Annotated in this window: 9 protein-coding genes and 13 tRNA genes; 4 read left to right on the top strand and 18 right to left on the bottom strand. The window is 51.0% G+C overall.

All coding sequences use genetic code 11. From position 1 onward, the window contains the following. Positions 1–31: 31 nt before the first annotated feature. The 4 genes from trmL to NK662_RS12465 all read right to left on the bottom strand — a co-directional run bounded on the left by trmL (position 32) and on the right by NK662_RS12465 (position 8,384). Positions 32–520 carry a tRNA (uridine(34)/cytosine(34)/5-carboxymethylaminomethyluridine(34)-2'-O)-methyltransferase TrmL gene (gene trmL, locus NK662_RS12480; RefSeq protein WP_254759266.1) on the bottom strand — a complete coding sequence of 163 codons (489 nt, stop codon included), beginning with the start codon at positions 518–520 and terminating at the stop codon, positions 32–34. Positions 521–585: 65 nt separating this feature from the next. Then, positions 586–1,482 (bottom strand): amidase domain-containing protein, encoded by an 897-nt coding sequence (locus tag NK662_RS12475; protein WP_254759265.1) that lies wholly within the window; start codon positions 1,480–1,482, stop codon positions 586–588. Positions 1,483–1,538: 56 nt separating this feature from the next. After that, positions 1,539–2,675 carry a tRNA epoxyqueuosine(34) reductase QueG gene (gene queG, locus NK662_RS12470; RefSeq protein WP_254759264.1) on the bottom strand — a complete coding sequence of 379 codons (1,137 nt, stop codon included), beginning with the start codon at positions 2,673–2,675 and terminating at the stop codon, positions 1,539–1,541. 447 nt (positions 2,676–3,122) lie between these two features. After that, on the bottom strand, positions 3,123–8,384 hold the full coding sequence (locus NK662_RS12465; protein ID WP_254759263.1) for a pullulanase X25 domain-containing protein: 5,262 nt from the start codon (positions 8,382–8,384) through the stop codon (positions 3,123–3,125). Between the two features lie 320 nt (positions 8,385–8,704). Here NK662_RS12465 and NK662_RS12460 point away from each other — a divergent pair, with 320 nt between their 5' ends. The 4 genes from NK662_RS12460 to NK662_RS12445 all read left to right on the top strand — a co-directional run bounded on the left by NK662_RS12460 (position 8,705) and on the right by NK662_RS12445 (position 13,221). Continuing rightward, complete coding sequence (locus NK662_RS12460) at positions 8,705–9,409, top strand: response regulator transcription factor (RefSeq protein WP_254759262.1); 705 nt, start codon at positions 8,705–8,707, stop codon at positions 9,407–9,409. Beyond that, positions 9,406–10,425, top strand: coding sequence for a sensor histidine kinase (locus tag NK662_RS12455; protein WP_254759261.1), 1,020 nt, complete (start codon positions 9,406–9,408; stop codon positions 10,423–10,425). The genes NK662_RS12460 and NK662_RS12455 overlap by 4 nt, the downstream gene beginning before the upstream one ends. 131 nt (positions 10,426–10,556) lie before the next feature. After that, complete coding sequence (locus tag NK662_RS12450; RefSeq protein WP_254759260.1) at positions 10,557–11,327, top strand: ABC transporter ATP-binding protein; 771 nt, start codon at positions 10,557–10,559, stop codon at positions 11,325–11,327. After that, a complete protein-coding gene (locus tag NK662_RS12445; RefSeq protein WP_254759259.1) occupies positions 11,302–13,221 on the top strand; it encodes an ABC transporter permease in 1,920 nt (639 codons plus the stop codon). Before NK662_RS12450 ends, NK662_RS12445 begins: the two co-directional genes overlap by 26 nt. A gap of 26 nt (positions 13,222–13,247) precedes the next feature. Here NK662_RS12445 and NK662_RS12440 read toward each other — a convergent pair whose 3' ends face one another. The 14 genes from NK662_RS12440 to NK662_RS12375 all read right to left on the bottom strand — a co-directional run bounded on the left by NK662_RS12440 (position 13,248) and on the right by NK662_RS12375 (position 15,497). Beyond that, the gene (locus tag NK662_RS12440; protein WP_254759258.1) at positions 13,248–13,895 is read right to left on the bottom strand and encodes a DsbA family protein; all 648 of its coding nucleotides are present in this window, start codon (positions 13,893–13,895) and stop codon (positions 13,248–13,250) included. A gap of 201 nt (positions 13,896–14,096) precedes the next feature. Then, positions 14,097–14,177 (bottom strand) — tRNA-Leu (locus NK662_RS12435). A gap of 183 nt (positions 14,178–14,360) precedes the next feature. Beyond that, positions 14,361–14,441, bottom strand: a tRNA-Leu gene (locus NK662_RS12430). A 3-nt stretch (positions 14,442–14,444) separates the two neighbouring features. Next, positions 14,445–14,518 (bottom strand) — tRNA-Cys (locus tag NK662_RS12425). 8 nt (positions 14,519–14,526) lie between these two features. Next, positions 14,527–14,601, bottom strand: a tRNA-Gly gene (locus tag NK662_RS12420). 8 nt (positions 14,602–14,609) lie between these two features. Continuing rightward, positions 14,610–14,684 (bottom strand) — tRNA-Gln (locus NK662_RS12415). A gap of 130 nt (positions 14,685–14,814) precedes the next feature. Then, positions 14,815–14,890: transfer RNA gene (locus tag NK662_RS12410), tRNA-His, on the bottom strand. Positions 14,891–14,896: 6 nt separating this feature from the next. Continuing rightward, positions 14,897–14,970 (bottom strand) — tRNA-Trp (locus NK662_RS12405). A gap of 4 nt (positions 14,971–14,974) precedes the next feature. Further along, a tRNA-Tyr gene (locus tag NK662_RS12400) sits at positions 14,975–15,059 on the bottom strand. A gap of 5 nt (positions 15,060–15,064) precedes the next feature. Then, positions 15,065–15,140, bottom strand: a tRNA-Thr gene (locus NK662_RS12395). A gap of 10 nt (positions 15,141–15,150) precedes the next feature. Further along, a tRNA-Phe gene (locus NK662_RS12390) sits at positions 15,151–15,223 on the bottom strand. Between the two features lie 5 nt (positions 15,224–15,228). Continuing rightward, a tRNA-Asp gene (locus NK662_RS12385) sits at positions 15,229–15,304 on the bottom strand. 4 nt (positions 15,305–15,308) lie between these two features. After that, positions 15,309–15,385: transfer RNA gene (locus tag NK662_RS12380), tRNA-Met, on the bottom strand. A 36-nt stretch (positions 15,386–15,421) separates the two neighbouring features. Then, a tRNA-Val gene (locus tag NK662_RS12375) sits at positions 15,422–15,497 on the bottom strand. Between the last annotated feature and the right edge of the window lie 3 nt (positions 15,498–15,500).

Raw genomic sequence — 15,500 nt, 5'->3', positions numbered from 1 at the left:
AAAGCATGCAGGAAACGAGCCTGCATGTTTGTTAGTACATAATCTCTTTCTCCAAATCCGGGTAATCCTGCTGGCGCAGCGCCTCATATACAAGAATGGCCGCTGTATTGGACAGATTAAGCGAACGGATATTTTGGTTCATCGGCACCCGCAGGCAGCGCTCATAGTTTTCCTGCACGACATTGGCCGGCAGTCCGTCTGTTTCGCGCCCAAACACGAAGTAATACTCCTGTTCCCGGTTGCTGTAGTCAAAGGAGGAATGCGGCTTTTTGCCATACTTCGTTAAGTAGAAAAACTCCCCTCCGGCATTCTTTTCGTAAAATTCATCCAAGGAGTCATAATAGTGAATGTCCACATGCTCCCAATAATCAAGGCCGGCACGCTTCAAGGCCTTATCATCCGTTGAAAAGCCGAGCGGCCGGATTAAATGAAGAGAGGCACCCGTTCCTGCGCAGGTGCGCGCAATATTGCCGGTATTGGCCGGAATCAGGGGCTGATATAAAACGACATGAATTCCCACAATGTTCACCTCTGTTGTATTCTGCTCCTTATTATATCACCCTGCGGCCCCATCTAAAAACTTGTTTACACATTGTCGAGGATGCGGAAGAACTGATACCTCATCTGCGGCGTGTATTTGCTGGAATCCTCATAAGCCCAATAGCGCCGGCGGCTGTCGGCGGAGTGGGCATTCACAAGCGGCATGCCGTTCGCATCCTTGGCCGTCACAATGGTTGTATGATTCCAGCGGCCATCATTTTCAAAATCATACGCAATCACATCCCCCAGCAGCAAATCCTCCGGACGCTCCATTCGCTGCGCCCGCAAGCCGACAGAGGAACCGGATAAATACCAGTAGAAGGAATTGGCGACAGCCCAGCTCCAGCTCCACTGGCTGTTCTGCTGCCACCAGCCCCGGCCGGCATTCGGATAGCCGTTCATGGGAGCTGTGCCGGCGCGCAGACATTGCGAGATGAAATTCGTGCAATTATCCTGAAAATTCTTGTACGCCGGGTTGCGGCCGTTCCACCAGGCCTCGGCATAGCGGACAGCCTCCAGCCGATTGTACTGATACGGAATCAGGTCTCCCTTGCCCTTCGTGACCTCCCGCTCAATCCTTGCCTCCGGGGGAGAAAACTCCTCTGCCCGCAGAAAGCCGTCAGCCGCCACTTTGTTGCTCTCAAGCAGCAGCCGGCGCTCCCACTTCTCTTCCTCGATATAGAAATAATCCCTCTGCCTCACGAGATGCTGATAGTGGACTGTATAATCAATCTGCTTCTGCTTTCCGACAGTCATCTCGCGGGCAACCGCCAGCCGGGCATCGCATTTTACAATTTCCGCGCCGCGGCGCTGCATCATATCCTTTTTTCGCTGCAATACCTGCAGCGTGTCTTTCGGTATATGGGCACTTCTGGATAAGTCACTGACGAGAAATTCCACATGATCGTGCACAAGCTCTTCCAGAATTCTTCGGATTCTCATCACGGCTCCCCCCTCATCTACTACCTTATGAGGAGAGAAGCCCAATTCTGTCTGTCCTACCTGTTTTGCAGCAGCGACAGGCCCTTTTCAATTTCCTTCAGTACGTCCTCATCCGTTTCAGCAGACTTGGCCTTCTCCAGAACATCACCTGTGTCCGGCGCCCCGATCTTGCCAAGTGCCCAGGCAGCCGTTCCCCGGAGCACCGGCCGCGGGTCATTGCACAAAACGCCGATTAAATCTGGTACGGCTGTTTCATCCTTGTAATGAGCCAATGCCAAAATGGCATTGCGCTGAATGGGCTTCTTGCCGCGCCATGACCCGGACATCGGACCATATTTCTCTTTAAATTCCTTGTTCCCGATTGTCAGCAGGGGCCGCAGCAATGGCTTTGCCAGCTCGGGGTCCGGCTCCATTTCGGGATGGTTGTGAAAATCAATGCCCTTATTCTTCGGACATACAGTTTGGCAAGTATCGCAGCCATAGAGACGGTTGCCGATTTTCTCCCGGTATTCATCCGGCAGAAAGCCCTTCGTTTGTGTCAAAAAGGCAATGCACTTTTGTGCATTCAGCTGCCCGCCCTGCACCAGCGCCCCGGTTGGGCAAACCTCAATGCATTTGTTGCAGGTGCCGCAGCCATCTTCAATTGGAGTATCCGGCGGAAACGGAATATTGGTGATCATTTCTCCCAAGTACACATAGGAACCAAACTCCGGTGTGATAATGGAGCAGTTCTTGCCGCTCCAGCCGATGCCCGCCCGCTCCGCAACCGCCCGGTCACTCAGCTCTCCTGTATCAACCATGGATTGTAATTCGGCGCTGGGCAGACGCTCCTGCAGATAGTGCTCCAGCTTTTGCAGGCGGTCGCGCAGCACATGGTGATAATCCTGTCCCCAGGAAGCGCGGCAGAAGATGCCTCTTCGTTCCCCCCGCTTGCTTTTCGGTGCATCCTTCAGCTTGGAGGGATACGCCAACGCAATGGAAATGATGGACTGCGCTCCCGGCAGCAGCAGCGCCGGATTCGTCCGCTTCTCCAGATCGGCTTCTTCAAAGCCGGACTGATAGTTCAGCTGCTGTTGGGCAATCAATCTTTGCTTCAGCTCTGTGAACGGCTCCGCGCTGGCAAAGCCGATTTTGTCGATGCCGATTTGCCTGCTGTAGGCAATCACATCCCGCTTTACTTCCTCCCAATTCATCTGTACCCCTCCCACTTGTATAATTTTAACATTTTATCGGCACGCATAAAAAAACGCAATGCCCCGTTCATCTAGGAAACGAAACACTGCGTTTGTCACGAAAGTATACTGCCTGTACAAACTCTGTATGATGGATACGAGCTGAACTGCTGATCGTATTCCCTCTCGTTTACATGTACGAGCCATGTAATACAGTGAGTATATCATACGAATACAAGCCAGACAAGAATTTTATCGAAAAAAGTCGAAAAACTTATGCAACTGGCATTTCGGTACTGTTTTGTGCAAAAAACAGGAAACTTCCCCATGGTCAGCTAATTTTTCTGATTTATCCTCTAATATTCATCATTATATAGGAATTCTAACATGAATTCACCTGTTCAGGGAGGTGATCTGCAAAATATCTGAAAAGAAGGGCTGGCCACAGATGAACCAGCCTTCCCACTCTTACTTCGCAGCCTTTCTGCGGTATACAAGTACGCCTGCGCCTGTAAGTGCCGCTCCCAGCAGCAACAGGTTAAATGTCATCGTTGCTGTGTCAGGAAGGTTATCCTTGCCCTCTTCCGCAACAGGACCCGTTGTCGGTGCCGTAGTACCAGTTCCCTTTCCAGGAGTGCTGCCCTGATCCGGGGTTGTGCCGGTTCCAGGATTGCCTTCTTGGCCCGGCTTCGTGCCTGGATCTTTTCCAGGTGTGCCGCCTTGGTCCGGCGCTCCTGTCCCATCAGCCTTTGCCGCGTTCACAACACCGTATGTGCTGAAGTGCTTGACTGCCGCGGCAGCCACACCTGACTCTTCATCATATGTGCTGTCCTGCAGCTCCCACTTCTTGCTTTCCGGATTGTAGTAGGCGACTGCCACATCCTTGGCAGCAACACCTTCCACTTTGCCCGTGTTGAAGAACAGATGGATTTCTTCCTTGAACTCATGAACAGTTGTTTTGCCTGCCAGGATGGAGAAATCGTACACAGGGCCGATTGCACCTTGTGCTGTCAGCTTGTGCATGCTGATCTTCACATCCTGTCCGCCTGCCGCCTCTTTCAGCTGGGCCAGTACAGCCGTTGGGATAGAAAGAGCTGTGTCTCCTTTATCAACAAGCAGATCTGCACCCTGCTCAATCAGCTTGGCCAGTACAGAGGATGGGAACGCAATAACAAGCTGCTTCTGCTCCTTGGCATTCTTCGGCTCCACATGCAGCGTGCCGCCGTTTTTCACAGCTGCCGCGTGCTCATCCGTTACTGCGGCTGTCATTGTGCCGTCTGTCACTGTTGTTGCCGGATTCACTGTAACAACGCCATCCTCCGGCTCCGTCGTGCCGCCGCTGCGCTCTACGCTCAGCACCAGCTTCTTCGTATTCTTGTCGATGGCGCCGGCATCACCCTTGAAGATATTGGTCTTGCTGTCTTCAGATGGCTCAATGTCCACTTCAATGTCGTTCTTGCCAGGCTGCAGCTTCACCTGATGGCTGAAGGTCAAATCATCCCGAATGGCTACCTTCTCGCCGCCGATTGTTAAATTGCCGCCCTTGATGGCATTTCCTTTTACCTCTACTGTATCACCGTCTGTCACCGTTCCGTTCACCGGAGATGTGATGACAACCGGCTGGTCGATCCAGCGCAGGATTTTGTCTTGCACCACCATTTTATTGCCGCCTTGGTTTTGTACAATGACCTTCATGTCTGTACCGATTGCACCATAGCCGTACAAGCTCACGTCATCATCACCTGCATTGCCAGGTGTATGATCCGGCAGGCCTTCCTGGTCCCAAGAGCTGCCTTTGACGTACTTGTAGGTCACCTCTGTACCTTCCTGCAGCTCCACTGTATACTCCCAATCCGGTGTTACCGCACCGTTGCGGCTCATTTCCCAAGCGCCGTTGTTCCAGCCGTTGGCGCTGCCCGGCATAGTGATTTTCTCTGTAAGCGGGGTGTACGCCGGTGCGTTCACCTTGAAGGTAACCTGTACCATGACAATATCAGGGGTAACAGAAACCTCTTTGGATGCTGTTGTATTGCCGGCCTTATCATATACATGCACTTGGTACTTGTATGTCTTGCCGTTTGCCACCTCATAATCACGGTACGTTGCGGCATTTCCATCATCCAGTACAGCAATTACCGCGCCGTCACGTGTAATTGTTGTAAGGAATGGATCTTTCTTATTAGTCAGGCTCCAGTGCAGATTAACCTGCCCGGATTCCTGAACTGGCTGCTGCAGCTCCACTGCCGCCGCCGGCTGCTCTGTATCCGCTGTATCCTTTGTCAGAGTCACCTTGTATGCATCTGTCTTGCTCCAGGTCCGGCCGTTGTCGGAGCTGAAGGCAAAGCGATAGGTGTACTGGCCCGCCGCAAATGCGCGGAAGGAGGATTGGAATACGTTTTTCGCGCCGTCCTGATGACTGTAGGAAGCGGTGAATACTTCAGGCTGATCAAGGCCTGGCGCCTGCACTTCCAGCTGTGCTGTCATGCCTTCTGCCTGTCCTTGCTCTGTTGCGCCTGCCAATTCAATCGCTGCCTGCACTGTGTTTGCCTTGGACAAATCGAGCGTGCCGTTCTCAAGCTGCGTCAGCACCTTAACGGATGCCGCACCAAGGTCATAATGCGGAATGACTTCCTTTGTTTCTGCCAGCTTGGATGGATTTCCATTCGCATCTACCGCTGCAACCGCGAAGTAGTAGCTCCGTCCATTATCCAAGCCTGTTGCCTGGAAGGACTTTTCTGTTGTTTCGCCGATCTTCTTGAACAGAGCGCCGCTGATGTTGGATTGGTAAATGCAATATTTCACTGCATTACCGCTCCAAGTCAGGGAAGCTTCTTTAGACTGCTCGGCAGCCTTCAGGTCTGTAACCGCCGCAGGTGCCTGTACATCTAATCCCGCTGTGAGCATACGGCCCTGCATGGCGCCCACTGTTACCTTCAGCACACCATTTTCAGATGTTGCTTTGTAAGCCTGCTGCAATTCATCTGTGAAGGCAACACCGCTGTTTGCAAATGCAGCCACAGGGATTTCCACTGTTTGCTCGCTGCTGCCGCGGTTCACCACCACGATAGCTGCATCTTTTCCATTTGTGCGTGCATAAGCCAGCACATCGCCTTTTGCATACACATGCTTCAGTTCCCCGTTCGCAAACAGGTCAGCGTGCTGCGTACGCACTTTTCCAATTGCCTGATAGTAAGCAATCAGGTCTTTATCCTCGTTGCCCCACGGATATGTGCGGCGATCGTCCGGATCCTTGGAGCCTGTTACGCCCGCCTCATCACCGTAGTAAATCGTCGGCGCGCCGGCATAGCCCATTTGCAGCGTGGCTGCCAGCTTCAGGCGCTGCTTGCCCAATTCGTAATTGTAGTTCTTGTCCCATTCTGCCCGCTCTGCATTGTCTGTACCGTTGCCCAGCAGGAATACAGCACGCGCTGTATCATGGGAGCCCATCAGGTTCATCAGCGCATAGAAGCTTTCGCGCGGGTAGTCTTCCTGAATGGCTGTCAGTTGGTTATTTGCATTTTCCGCTTTTCCGTTCTTCAAGAAGTCCAGAACAGCACCGCGGAAACGGTAGTTCATTACAGAATCATACTGATCGCCGACGAAGTATTTGGAAGCATCGTCCCAGATCTCCCCGAGAATCAGCGGCGCTTCGCCCGGCTGCAGTGTCGCACCTTCGCCGACCATCTTTGTTTTCAAGTCTTGGCGGAACTGTCTCCAGAACTCCTCGTCCACTTCGTTGGCCACGTCCAAGCGCCAGCCGGAGGAACCGCGTTCAATCCAAGATTTCGCGACGGAATCACTGTCGCGGAAGATGTAATTCGCAAATGGTGTATTGTTCAGCTCGCTGTCATGATTGACAGCTGTGCCTGGAACGGACTTGATCTCCGGTAGACTGTCATAGCCCCACCAGCCTTGATACTTATAGTGCTCGTTTTTCGTGCCGGCTTCTACCTTCTCGTTTTGAATGTTGAACCAGTTGTGGAAGCCGTACGGGCTGAACTCCTGGCCTTCATCCTTGAATTTCTTTTCAGCTGCCGCTTTGGCATCAGCTTCAGACATCTTCTTATCATTCATCAGGTCATACACAGCAGACCAGTATTCATAAGCGCCGACTGTGTTGTATTTATGATAGCGGTCGAAATAGACGGAATCGTCCGCCACGTGATTGAACACGCCATCCAGGATCAAATGCATATGGCGCTGTTCCAATTCCTTCACGAATGCTTCAAATTCTGCAGGTGAGCCAAACATTGGGTCAATTGCTTTGTAATCTGTAGCATCGTACTTATGGTTGGAGGCTGCTTCCGCAATCGGGTTCAGATACAGGGTGTTGACCCCTAGAGATTGCAGATAGTCCAGCTTCTTCTGTACACCCGCGATGTCTCCTCCGAAGAAGTCGTTGCTCCATTCACCGTCGCCATCGTAAGGGCCCAAGTTGTTTTCTTTAATACGCGGATTGTCAGGAAGTGTATTCCAGCTCTTTGGATGCTCAATCGGCTGGCTGCCGCGTGCACCCTGCTCATCCTTCGCGTGATCGTTGCTTGTGTTTCCATTAAAGAACCGATCCGGGAAGATTTGATAGACAACTGCTTCCTTCATCCAGTCCGGCGTTTTGTAGGACGGATCGTAAACTGTCAATTGGAACAGGCCGGCATTGGCATCAGCAGCCGCTCCTGTGCCGCCTTCTGTTGTATCCTCACCGTATTCCGCAACAGCTGCCCCGTCGCCAACAATGAACTTATAGCCATGCACACCCTTTTGCTCAGGCGTGAAGGCCGCTTCCCAAAATTCTGTCGGGCCTTGTCCGACTACATCTGTCCAGCCGGCGTACTTCATCTTGACCACCTTTGTGCTGCCTGTTAAGTAATTCTTCACCTGCAGGCTGGCACGAGTGAGGTCGCCTTTCTTCGCTGCCAAGCGGAGCGTTACTTCCTGCCCTGCAGGCACAGCTCCGAATGGCTGGCGGTATGCTGCTTCCCATGTATTGTGAAACAGCTTGTCCTTGGCAATCTGGCCGTCGGATACGCCAGGGTTGTAGTCCGTTAACACCGCTTTTGTTTCGCTGTTAAAGGAGAATGTAATTTCGCTGTCGCTCAGTACATTCAGCTGCATGTTGTCGCCCGGATACTGTTCGCCCCAGTTATTGCCGAGCACAACCTTAAACTCATATTTGCCTTTTGGCACCGTTGTTTTTAATGTGTACACTCCGTCAAAATCAGCATCTGTCAAGATGGCTGTCGAAGTGCCGGGAGACCATTCATCCCCGGCTTTTATAGCTGGCTGGATGGTTCCTGCCAAACGCGGCAGCTTATCTGCTGCAATGGCTGTATACCAGGTGGAGTCCGCAATTTTATGCGTGGCATCATTGTAGTAGAATGTCACCTCTTTGGACTCGCTCAGAGACAAGCTGATATTGTCTCCGCCGGACTTTCCGTCCTTGCCATAGTTCTCATCCCAAGAACCGCCGACGGCAATCTTATATTGATAGCTTCCAGCCGGCAAGGTGCCCTTGAATTCATAGAGACCATTGCCGAGATTCTTCATTTTTGTCACAGCCGCAGCCGGGTCCCAGTCGCCTGTATGACCCAGTTCGCTTTGCAGATCCCCGACAAGCGTCACAATTTTGCCGGCATCCTCAGCTGCCGCTTTACTGATCGGCACTGCATAGGAGACCAATTGCAGCAGCAAAACAAGAATCAGCAAAATGGACCATTGCTTTTTGTTTCTCATACGTACCTCCCCCATCCCTTTGCTATGCACGTTGCACGCGCAACTTGTGAAACCGTTTGCGCATTTTCTGTTTTGAAAGGAGACTACTAATCTAGCACTCTCTCTTTAAAACGTAACATATAAATACATTATAACCATTCACTGCCGTGCAAACGCTTCCGTTACCTATTCTCCCATATTTCTACAGCCTTTTCAATTAGAATTTTTTTACTTTTTGTAGAATACTGTATTTTCTACTTTGTTTTCTGGAAAGCATTCGCAAGGCATCTCTTTCCATGTATACTGAGATAATATAGGAATTTTTGGAAGGTGAGTCTGATATGTTTACCATTTTCATTGTGGAAGATGACCACAAGCTCGGCACCCTGCTGCAAAAGCAATTTGAAAAATACGGATACCGGGCTGTTACAGCCCGCTGCTTCCATGATATTCTGGCTGAGTTTCAAGACATTAATCCGCACCTGGTTGTTATGGATGTCAACCTGCCCCGCTTCGATGGCTTTTATTGGTGCAGGCAGATCCGCGCGGTATCCAATTGTCCCATTCTTTTTCTGTCTGCCAGAGACAGCAGCATGGACCAGGTCATGGCAATTGAAAACGGTGCCGATGATTATATGACAAAGCCCTTCCATTATGAGCTGGCGCTGGCAAAGGTAAAAAGCCTGCTGCGCCGGGTGTATGGTTCATACGCGCAAGGGATGCGGAACGAGCGCACCATCGAGCTGTCAGGACTCATCCTCTACCCGGAACGGCTGCTTCTCTCGTTCAAGAATCAGACGGCTGAGTTAAGCCATACAGAAAGCAAGCTGCTGCAGGAGCTGATGGAACGAAGCGGACGGGTAGTCAGCCGGGACAGGCTGCTGGAGCGAATTTGGGATGACCAGAACTTCATAGATGATAATACCCTGAGTGTATATGTGGCCCGTGTCCGCAAAAAGCTGAAGGACCTTGGCCTGGAGGATTCCATTGACACCGTGCGCGGAGTCGGATATATGCTGAAGTCTGTCTGGGGTGAGAATGCATGAAGCTATTTTTGCGCGAGCATCTTCCGCTTACGGTTGTCTACACCCTGCAGCTTCTGTTCACTGTCCTCATCTTCTGGCTGGCAGACCGCCGGAACCTCCCGCTTGCCTTGTACACCGCTTTGCTCAGCACAGCCTTGTATATTGGATATTTGCTGTATCGGTACATCACCCACCGTTCCTTGTATCAGCGATTGTCCCAGCCATTACTGAGTCTGGAGGAATTTATGGGCCATACACAGCAGCCTCCTCTTGCTGAAGCTGTACAACGCCTGTTCGAGGAGCAATTTCGGCAGTACCAGCACATCATCCATACATACGAGGATAAGCAAAGGCAGCACCTCACCTTCGTCCATCAATGGGTGCACCAGATGAAGACACCTGTCTCCGTTCTTCATCTCATGCTGCAGGAGCAAGAGGATGTGGATGAGCTGCGGGCAGAGGTGGACCGGATTGAAAGAGGACTGCAAATGATCTTGTACACGTCCCGTCTGGACACCTTCGCCCAAGATTTGCAGGCCGAACCGGTTCATATAGAAGCATTGGTAAAACAAGCTGTCTCTGAATACAAGCGCCTTCTTATCCGGAATCGTGTCTATCCGCAGTTTACAATCGATTCTTCCCTGCATGTCGCCTCTGATCAAAAGTGGCTTGCCTTCGTACTCGGACAGTTGATAACAAATGCCGTACGATACTCAGCAGGCTGCAGCAATCATCTGCAGATTTCCGCTTTTCGGGACGGCCGCCGGGCTGTGCTTGAGGTGCAGGATTTCGGCATTGGCATTCCACAAAAAGACATACGCCGTGTATTTGATTCGTATTTCACCGGGGAGAACGGCCGGAGGTACGGAGAGTCTACCGGCATGGGGCTGTACCTGGTAAAGCAGATTTGCGAAAAGCTCGGGCATCGGGTCCAGCTTACGTCACAGGAAGGAAGCGGAACAAGGGTGCAGATTATGTTTCATGAGGCTCTGACGTCCGAGGGAACAGCACTCCATAACAGTTCGCAACCGACATAACATCAGCCAGCCTGCCCGGCCGGCATTTTCTTTCTTACAGCATTGTAAGGAAGCTGTAAGACTGGCGCATGGAAGAGAAATGAAAGAGAGATTAGAATGTGACTATCAGATCATGAAAGGAGCTTTGCCGTATGGATCTCTTACTGGTGAAGAACTTGACAAAAATTTATCAGGGTAAGGTCCCTTACAAGGCCCTGCACAATATTAACCTGTGCTTGGAGCAGGGGGAATTTGTCGGCATCATGGGGCCTTCCGGAAGCGGGAAAACCACCCTGTTGAATGTGATTTCCACGATTGACGCGCCGACTTCAGGGGACGTGTTCATAAATGGGAACAACCCGTATTCCTTGAAAAAGAATGACATTGCCCACTTCCGCCGACGCGAGCTCGGCTTTGTGTTCCAGCACTTTAATCTGCTGGAGACGCTGACCGTGGCAGAGAATATTGTCCTGCCGCTGACGCTGGAGGGAACACCGCTTGCGGAAATGGAGCAGCGGTTGCAGGAGGCCGCCCGCAAGCTTGGCATTGAGGGCATTTTACAGAAGCGGACCTATGAAATTTCCGGCGGCCAGATGCAGCGGACTGCGATTGCCAGAGCCATTATTCATAAGCCGCAGCTGCTGCTGGCAGATGAGCCCACAGGAAACCTGGATTCGAAATCCTCACGCGATGTCATGGAAACGCTGGAGCAGCTCAACAGCTGCGATCAGACCACGATGATGATGGTAACACATGACGCGCTTGCGGCCAGCTACTGCAACCGGGTTGTGTTCATTAAGGATGGACAGCTGTACAATGAAATTCATAGGGGCACGAGCCGGCAGGCCTTTTTTCAAGAGATCATTGATATGCTGTCCTTGTTAGGAGGAACCACCCATGACCTTTCGACAGCTCGCCTGTAACAACGTGCTGCGCAACAAGCGCACCTACGCAGCCTATTTCTTCAGCAGCGCCCTGTCTGTCATGATTTTCTTTTTGTATGCAGTGTTCATCTTTCATCCTGGCATCGCGCAAGGAGTTACAAGAGAGCTCGCCAAGGAAGCAATGAAAATTGCGGAATGCGTTTTGTTCGTTTTCGCTTTCTTTTTTATTCTATATTCTGTCGGCGCTTTTCTGAAATCCAGAAAGAAGGAGTTCGGTATTCTTGTGATGCACGGCATGTCACAGCGGCAGCTGAACCGGCTTGTCCTGCTTGAGAATATGCTGATTGGCCTGACTGCGATTGCAGTCGGAATCGGTCTGGGTCTGCTGCTGTCAAAGCTGTTTTTGCTATGGGGCGCCAGCATTCTGCATATGGAGGAGCTGCCCTTCTATCTTTCGTGGAAGCCGCTGCTGCTTACAATTGGCGCTTTTGTCCCGTTGTTCCTGATTATCTCCCTATTGACCGCTTTCTTTGTCCGCAGCAACAATCTGCTTGATTTGCTGCAGGGAGACATGAAGCCAAAGCCGGAGCCAAAGGCCTCCATCCTTCTTTCCTTGCTCGCAGCTGCTCTGCTGCTGGGGGGCTATACTCTTTCATTCACTACGACAGACAAAAATATTGCCGGACGCTTCGTTATGGTAGTGCCGATGATTATTGCGGGAACCTACTTTATGTTCAGCCAGCTGAGCGTATTCATCATCCATTTGCTAAAAGGCCGAAACTCCTTATTTTGGCGGAAGACGAATATCCTGACCCTGTCTGATTTAGCCTATCGGATGAAGGACAATGCCCGGATGTTTTTCCTGGTCAGCATCGTATCCACAGTTACTTTCTGTGCTGTGGGAACCTTCGCCACCTCTAATGTGTATCGTGAGCAGTTTAAGGAAAATCATCCATTTGCAGTATCCTATACATCAAAGGAAGGCAATATGAGCGAGGCGAGACATCTTACTTCCATTGAAGCAGAGCTGAAAAAAGAAAAGCTTGCGTACACCAAAGCAGCCGTACCGCTCATCTCACAGACGAGCAAGGAAAGCGGACAGGAGGTTGTGCTTGTCAGCCAAAGCAGCTACAATACACTGGCCAAGCTGCTCCAGCATCCAGCCATCTCCCTGCAGGGCAGCCAGGCCATGTTCGTTCCGGCCACGCTGGACCAGCGCGGCAAGCTGCCTGCTGGCACAAGAACCGTCACCTTCCAAGAAAGCGGATTGATTATGCAGACGAAGGGGAGCACACCCTTTCTGATCTTCAGCACCCAAACGATCGGCACCAATTTGCTGGTTGTTTCGGATGAAGCGTACGAGCAAATACCGCCGCTGCATCCGCAAACAGTGACTGCCTATCAGGTGGACGATTGGCAGCAAACCGCCAAAGTCGGCGAGGGTATTTTCAATGAAGTACAGAAGCACTTTCAAAGCATGCAAAAAGGCGAAGCCTCCGGGCCGGCCCCATTCAGCTTTGTTTCCGCCGGCTATTTCTATGACATCATCAAACAGTCAAACAATGTCATGTTTTTTGTGGCCCTGCTGATCGGTGCCGTCTTCTTCATTGCAGCCGGCAGCTTCTTATACTTCCGCCTGTATACGGATTTAAACCGGGATCAGCGCAAGTATCAGGCAATTGCCAAGCTGGGTTTGACAGAGCAGGAGCTCAACCGGACCGTCACCATCCAGATGGCAGTCCTCTTCTTCCTGCCGATTGCAGTTGCCATGGTGCACAGTGTATTTGCGTTTACTGCCCTGCAAAGCATGTTCCAGCTTTCCATTGCCCGAGACACTTTTATCGTGCTGGCCATATTCCTTGTACTGCAGGCAGTCTATTTCTTGATCATCCGGTCGCGTTACCTGCTGCATTTGAAAAAGAATTTGTTATAAAAAAATGATGAAGGGATGCCCCTTCATCATTTTTTCTTCTGCGCTTCTATAATTGCCTGCTTGATGCTGTCATAGTCCGGATTTGACAGGGTGCCGTCCACATACACAGTCGGAGCTCCCTGCGCATTCTGTTTGCGGGCGATATCAAAATCATTCGCCACCTTCTGCTGGATTTCCTTGCTCTTTACATCCTTCTGGAATTGTGCAAAGTCAACCCCAGGCAGCCCCTTTACAATTCCCTCCACCAGCTGTTCCGTAATCCAGGCCTCATGCTCGTCGCCCTGGCTTTCATACATCTTGCTGTAAAATGTCCAGAATGCCTCAGGACTCTGCTTATACACAGCTTCACCGGCTGCCGCACCGTAATCAGAATCCTTTCCAATGAACGGAAAGTTAATAAAGTGCAGCTGCACCGTGCCCTTATCAATGTAGTCTTTTTTCAGCTGCGGGAATACAGTAGTATCCCAAGTCCGGCAGGCCGCACACTTGAAGTCGCCAAACTCCACAACGTGGACAGGCGCCTTCTTGTTACCCAAGGTTTGCTGCTTCTCGTAAGCAAATGGACTTTCCTTTGGTTCATTCTTTTTTGAAATAATGGTGTAGGCAATGGTTCCACCCAAAATGAGAAACACAAGTGAAAACACAATAAATATAATGGATCCAGTTTTCTTCATGAACGTATCCTCTTTAGCTGTAATGTAGTATTAGTATGACCCGAGTCATACGGAAACATCATATCAACTTAAGCAAGACAAGTCCAACAGGAGCACCTTCCTGCAGAAATGGCGGAATAGTCTGTATGGTCATCTTTCCTAAGCAAACTTACCTATAAAAATAAAAAAGAGAATACTCTAAATAGAGCATTCTCTTCAGGATACCGGTGGCCGGGGTCGAACCGGCACTCCAGAGGAACACGATTTTGAGTCGTGCGCGTCTGCCAATTCCGCCACACCGGCATAACAAGCATCAGATTCTTTCCTGATGACATTTATTATTATAACCTGTCTTCTTTGTTGTGTCAATAAAAAATCCATCTTAATATAGCAGGTATCCCCAAACCAGGCGGACAAACAGCTTCTCCTTCATCCTCGGATAAAAGAGCAAAGGCTCCATACCGAAGTATGAAGCCTTTATTTCGATACCGGTGGCCGGGGTCGAACCGGCACTCCAGAGGAACACGATTTTGAGTCGTGCGCGTCTGCCAATTCCGCCACACCGGCATGTGGAGGCGGCAACCGGACTCGAACCGGTGGTAAAGGTTTTGCAGACCTTGGCCTTACCGCTTGGCTATGCCGCCGTATAATTTGGAGCGGAAGACGGGATTCGAACCCGCGACCCCAACCTTGGCAAGGTTGTATTCTACCACTGAACTACTTCCGCATATGAAATGGCTGGGCTAGCTGGATTCGAACCAACGAATGACGGAGTCAAAGTCCGTTGCCTTACCGCTTGGCTATAGCCCAGTAGAGTAAGCTTCATGAACTTGCATCTGTAAATTCGTATGATGAATCCTTACTGCAAGATCATTATAAGCTGCTTAAGCTTGTTGTGTTACCATTATATTCTTAAGACAAGTCTTTTGTAAAGAATAAATGGGGCGACTGATGGGAATCGAACCCACGAGTGTTGGAGCCACAATCCAATGCGTTAACCACTTCGCCACAGCCGCCATAATTGGCAGGGGTAGTAGGAATCGAACCCACACCGGAGGTTTTGGAGACCTCTGTTCTACCTTTAAACTATACCCCTAAAATGGTGGAGGGGGACGGATTCGAACCGCCGAACCCTGAGGGAGCGGATTTACAGTCCGCCGCGTTTAGCCACTTCGCTACCCCTCCATCACTGGTGCCGGCTAGAGGACTTGAACCCCCAACCTACTGATTACAAGTCAGTTGCTCTACCAATTGAGCTAAGCCGGCAAATCAAAAGTGGCTCGGGACGGAATCGAACCGCCGACACGAGGATTTTCAGTCCTCTGCTCTACCGACTGAGCTACCGAGCCATACATGGCGGTCCCGACCGGGATCGAACCGGCGATCTCCTGCGTGACAGGCAGGCATGTTAACCGCTACACCACGGGACCATGTTGGTTGCGGGGACAGGATTTGAACCTGCGACCTTCGGGTTATGAGCCCGACGAGCTACCAGACTGCTCCACCCCGCGATGATAAAAAGTATTGCATATTCTCTTTTTAAGAGATGGTGGAGGATGACGGGCTCGAACCGCCGACCCTCTGCTTGTAAGGCAGATGCTCTCCCAGCTGAGCTAATCCTCCACA

The organism is Ectobacillus ponti (assembly GCF_024294785.1).
In the GTDB taxonomy this organism is placed as follows: Bacteria; Bacillota; Bacilli; order Bacillales; family Bacillaceae_G; genus Ectobacillus; species Ectobacillus ponti.
This window is presented reverse-complemented; position numbering and strand designations above follow the sequence as displayed.

What these genes read in the sequence shown, in the direction of transcription:
- NK662_RS12475 (WP_254759265.1), bottom strand. Translation starts at nt 1,482, where the DNA reads ATGAGAATCCGAAGAATTCTGGAAGAGCTTGTGCACGATCATGTGGAA.
- queG (WP_254759264.1), bottom strand. Translation starts at nt 2,675, where the DNA reads ATGAATTGGGAGGAAGTAAAGCGGGATGTGATTGCCTACAGCAGGCAA.
- NK662_RS12465 (WP_254759263.1), bottom strand. Translation starts at nt 8,384, where the DNA reads ATGAGAAACAAAAAGCAATGGTCCATTTTGCTGATTCTTGTTTTGCTG.
- NK662_RS12460 (WP_254759262.1), top strand. Translation starts at nt 8,705, where the DNA reads ATGTTTACCATTTTCATTGTGGAAGATGACCACAAGCTCGGCACCCTG.
- NK662_RS12455 (WP_254759261.1), top strand. Translation starts at nt 9,406, where the DNA reads ATGAAGCTATTTTTGCGCGAGCATCTTCCGCTTACGGTTGTCTACACC.
- NK662_RS12450 (WP_254759260.1), top strand. Translation starts at nt 10,557, where the DNA reads ATGGATCTCTTACTGGTGAAGAACTTGACAAAAATTTATCAGGGTAAG.
- NK662_RS12445 (WP_254759259.1), top strand. Translation starts at nt 11,302, where the DNA reads ATGACCTTTCGACAGCTCGCCTGTAACAACGTGCTGCGCAACAAGCGC.
- NK662_RS12440 (WP_254759258.1), bottom strand. Translation starts at nt 13,895, where the DNA reads ATGAAGAAAACTGGATCCATTATATTTATTGTGTTTTCACTTGTGTTT.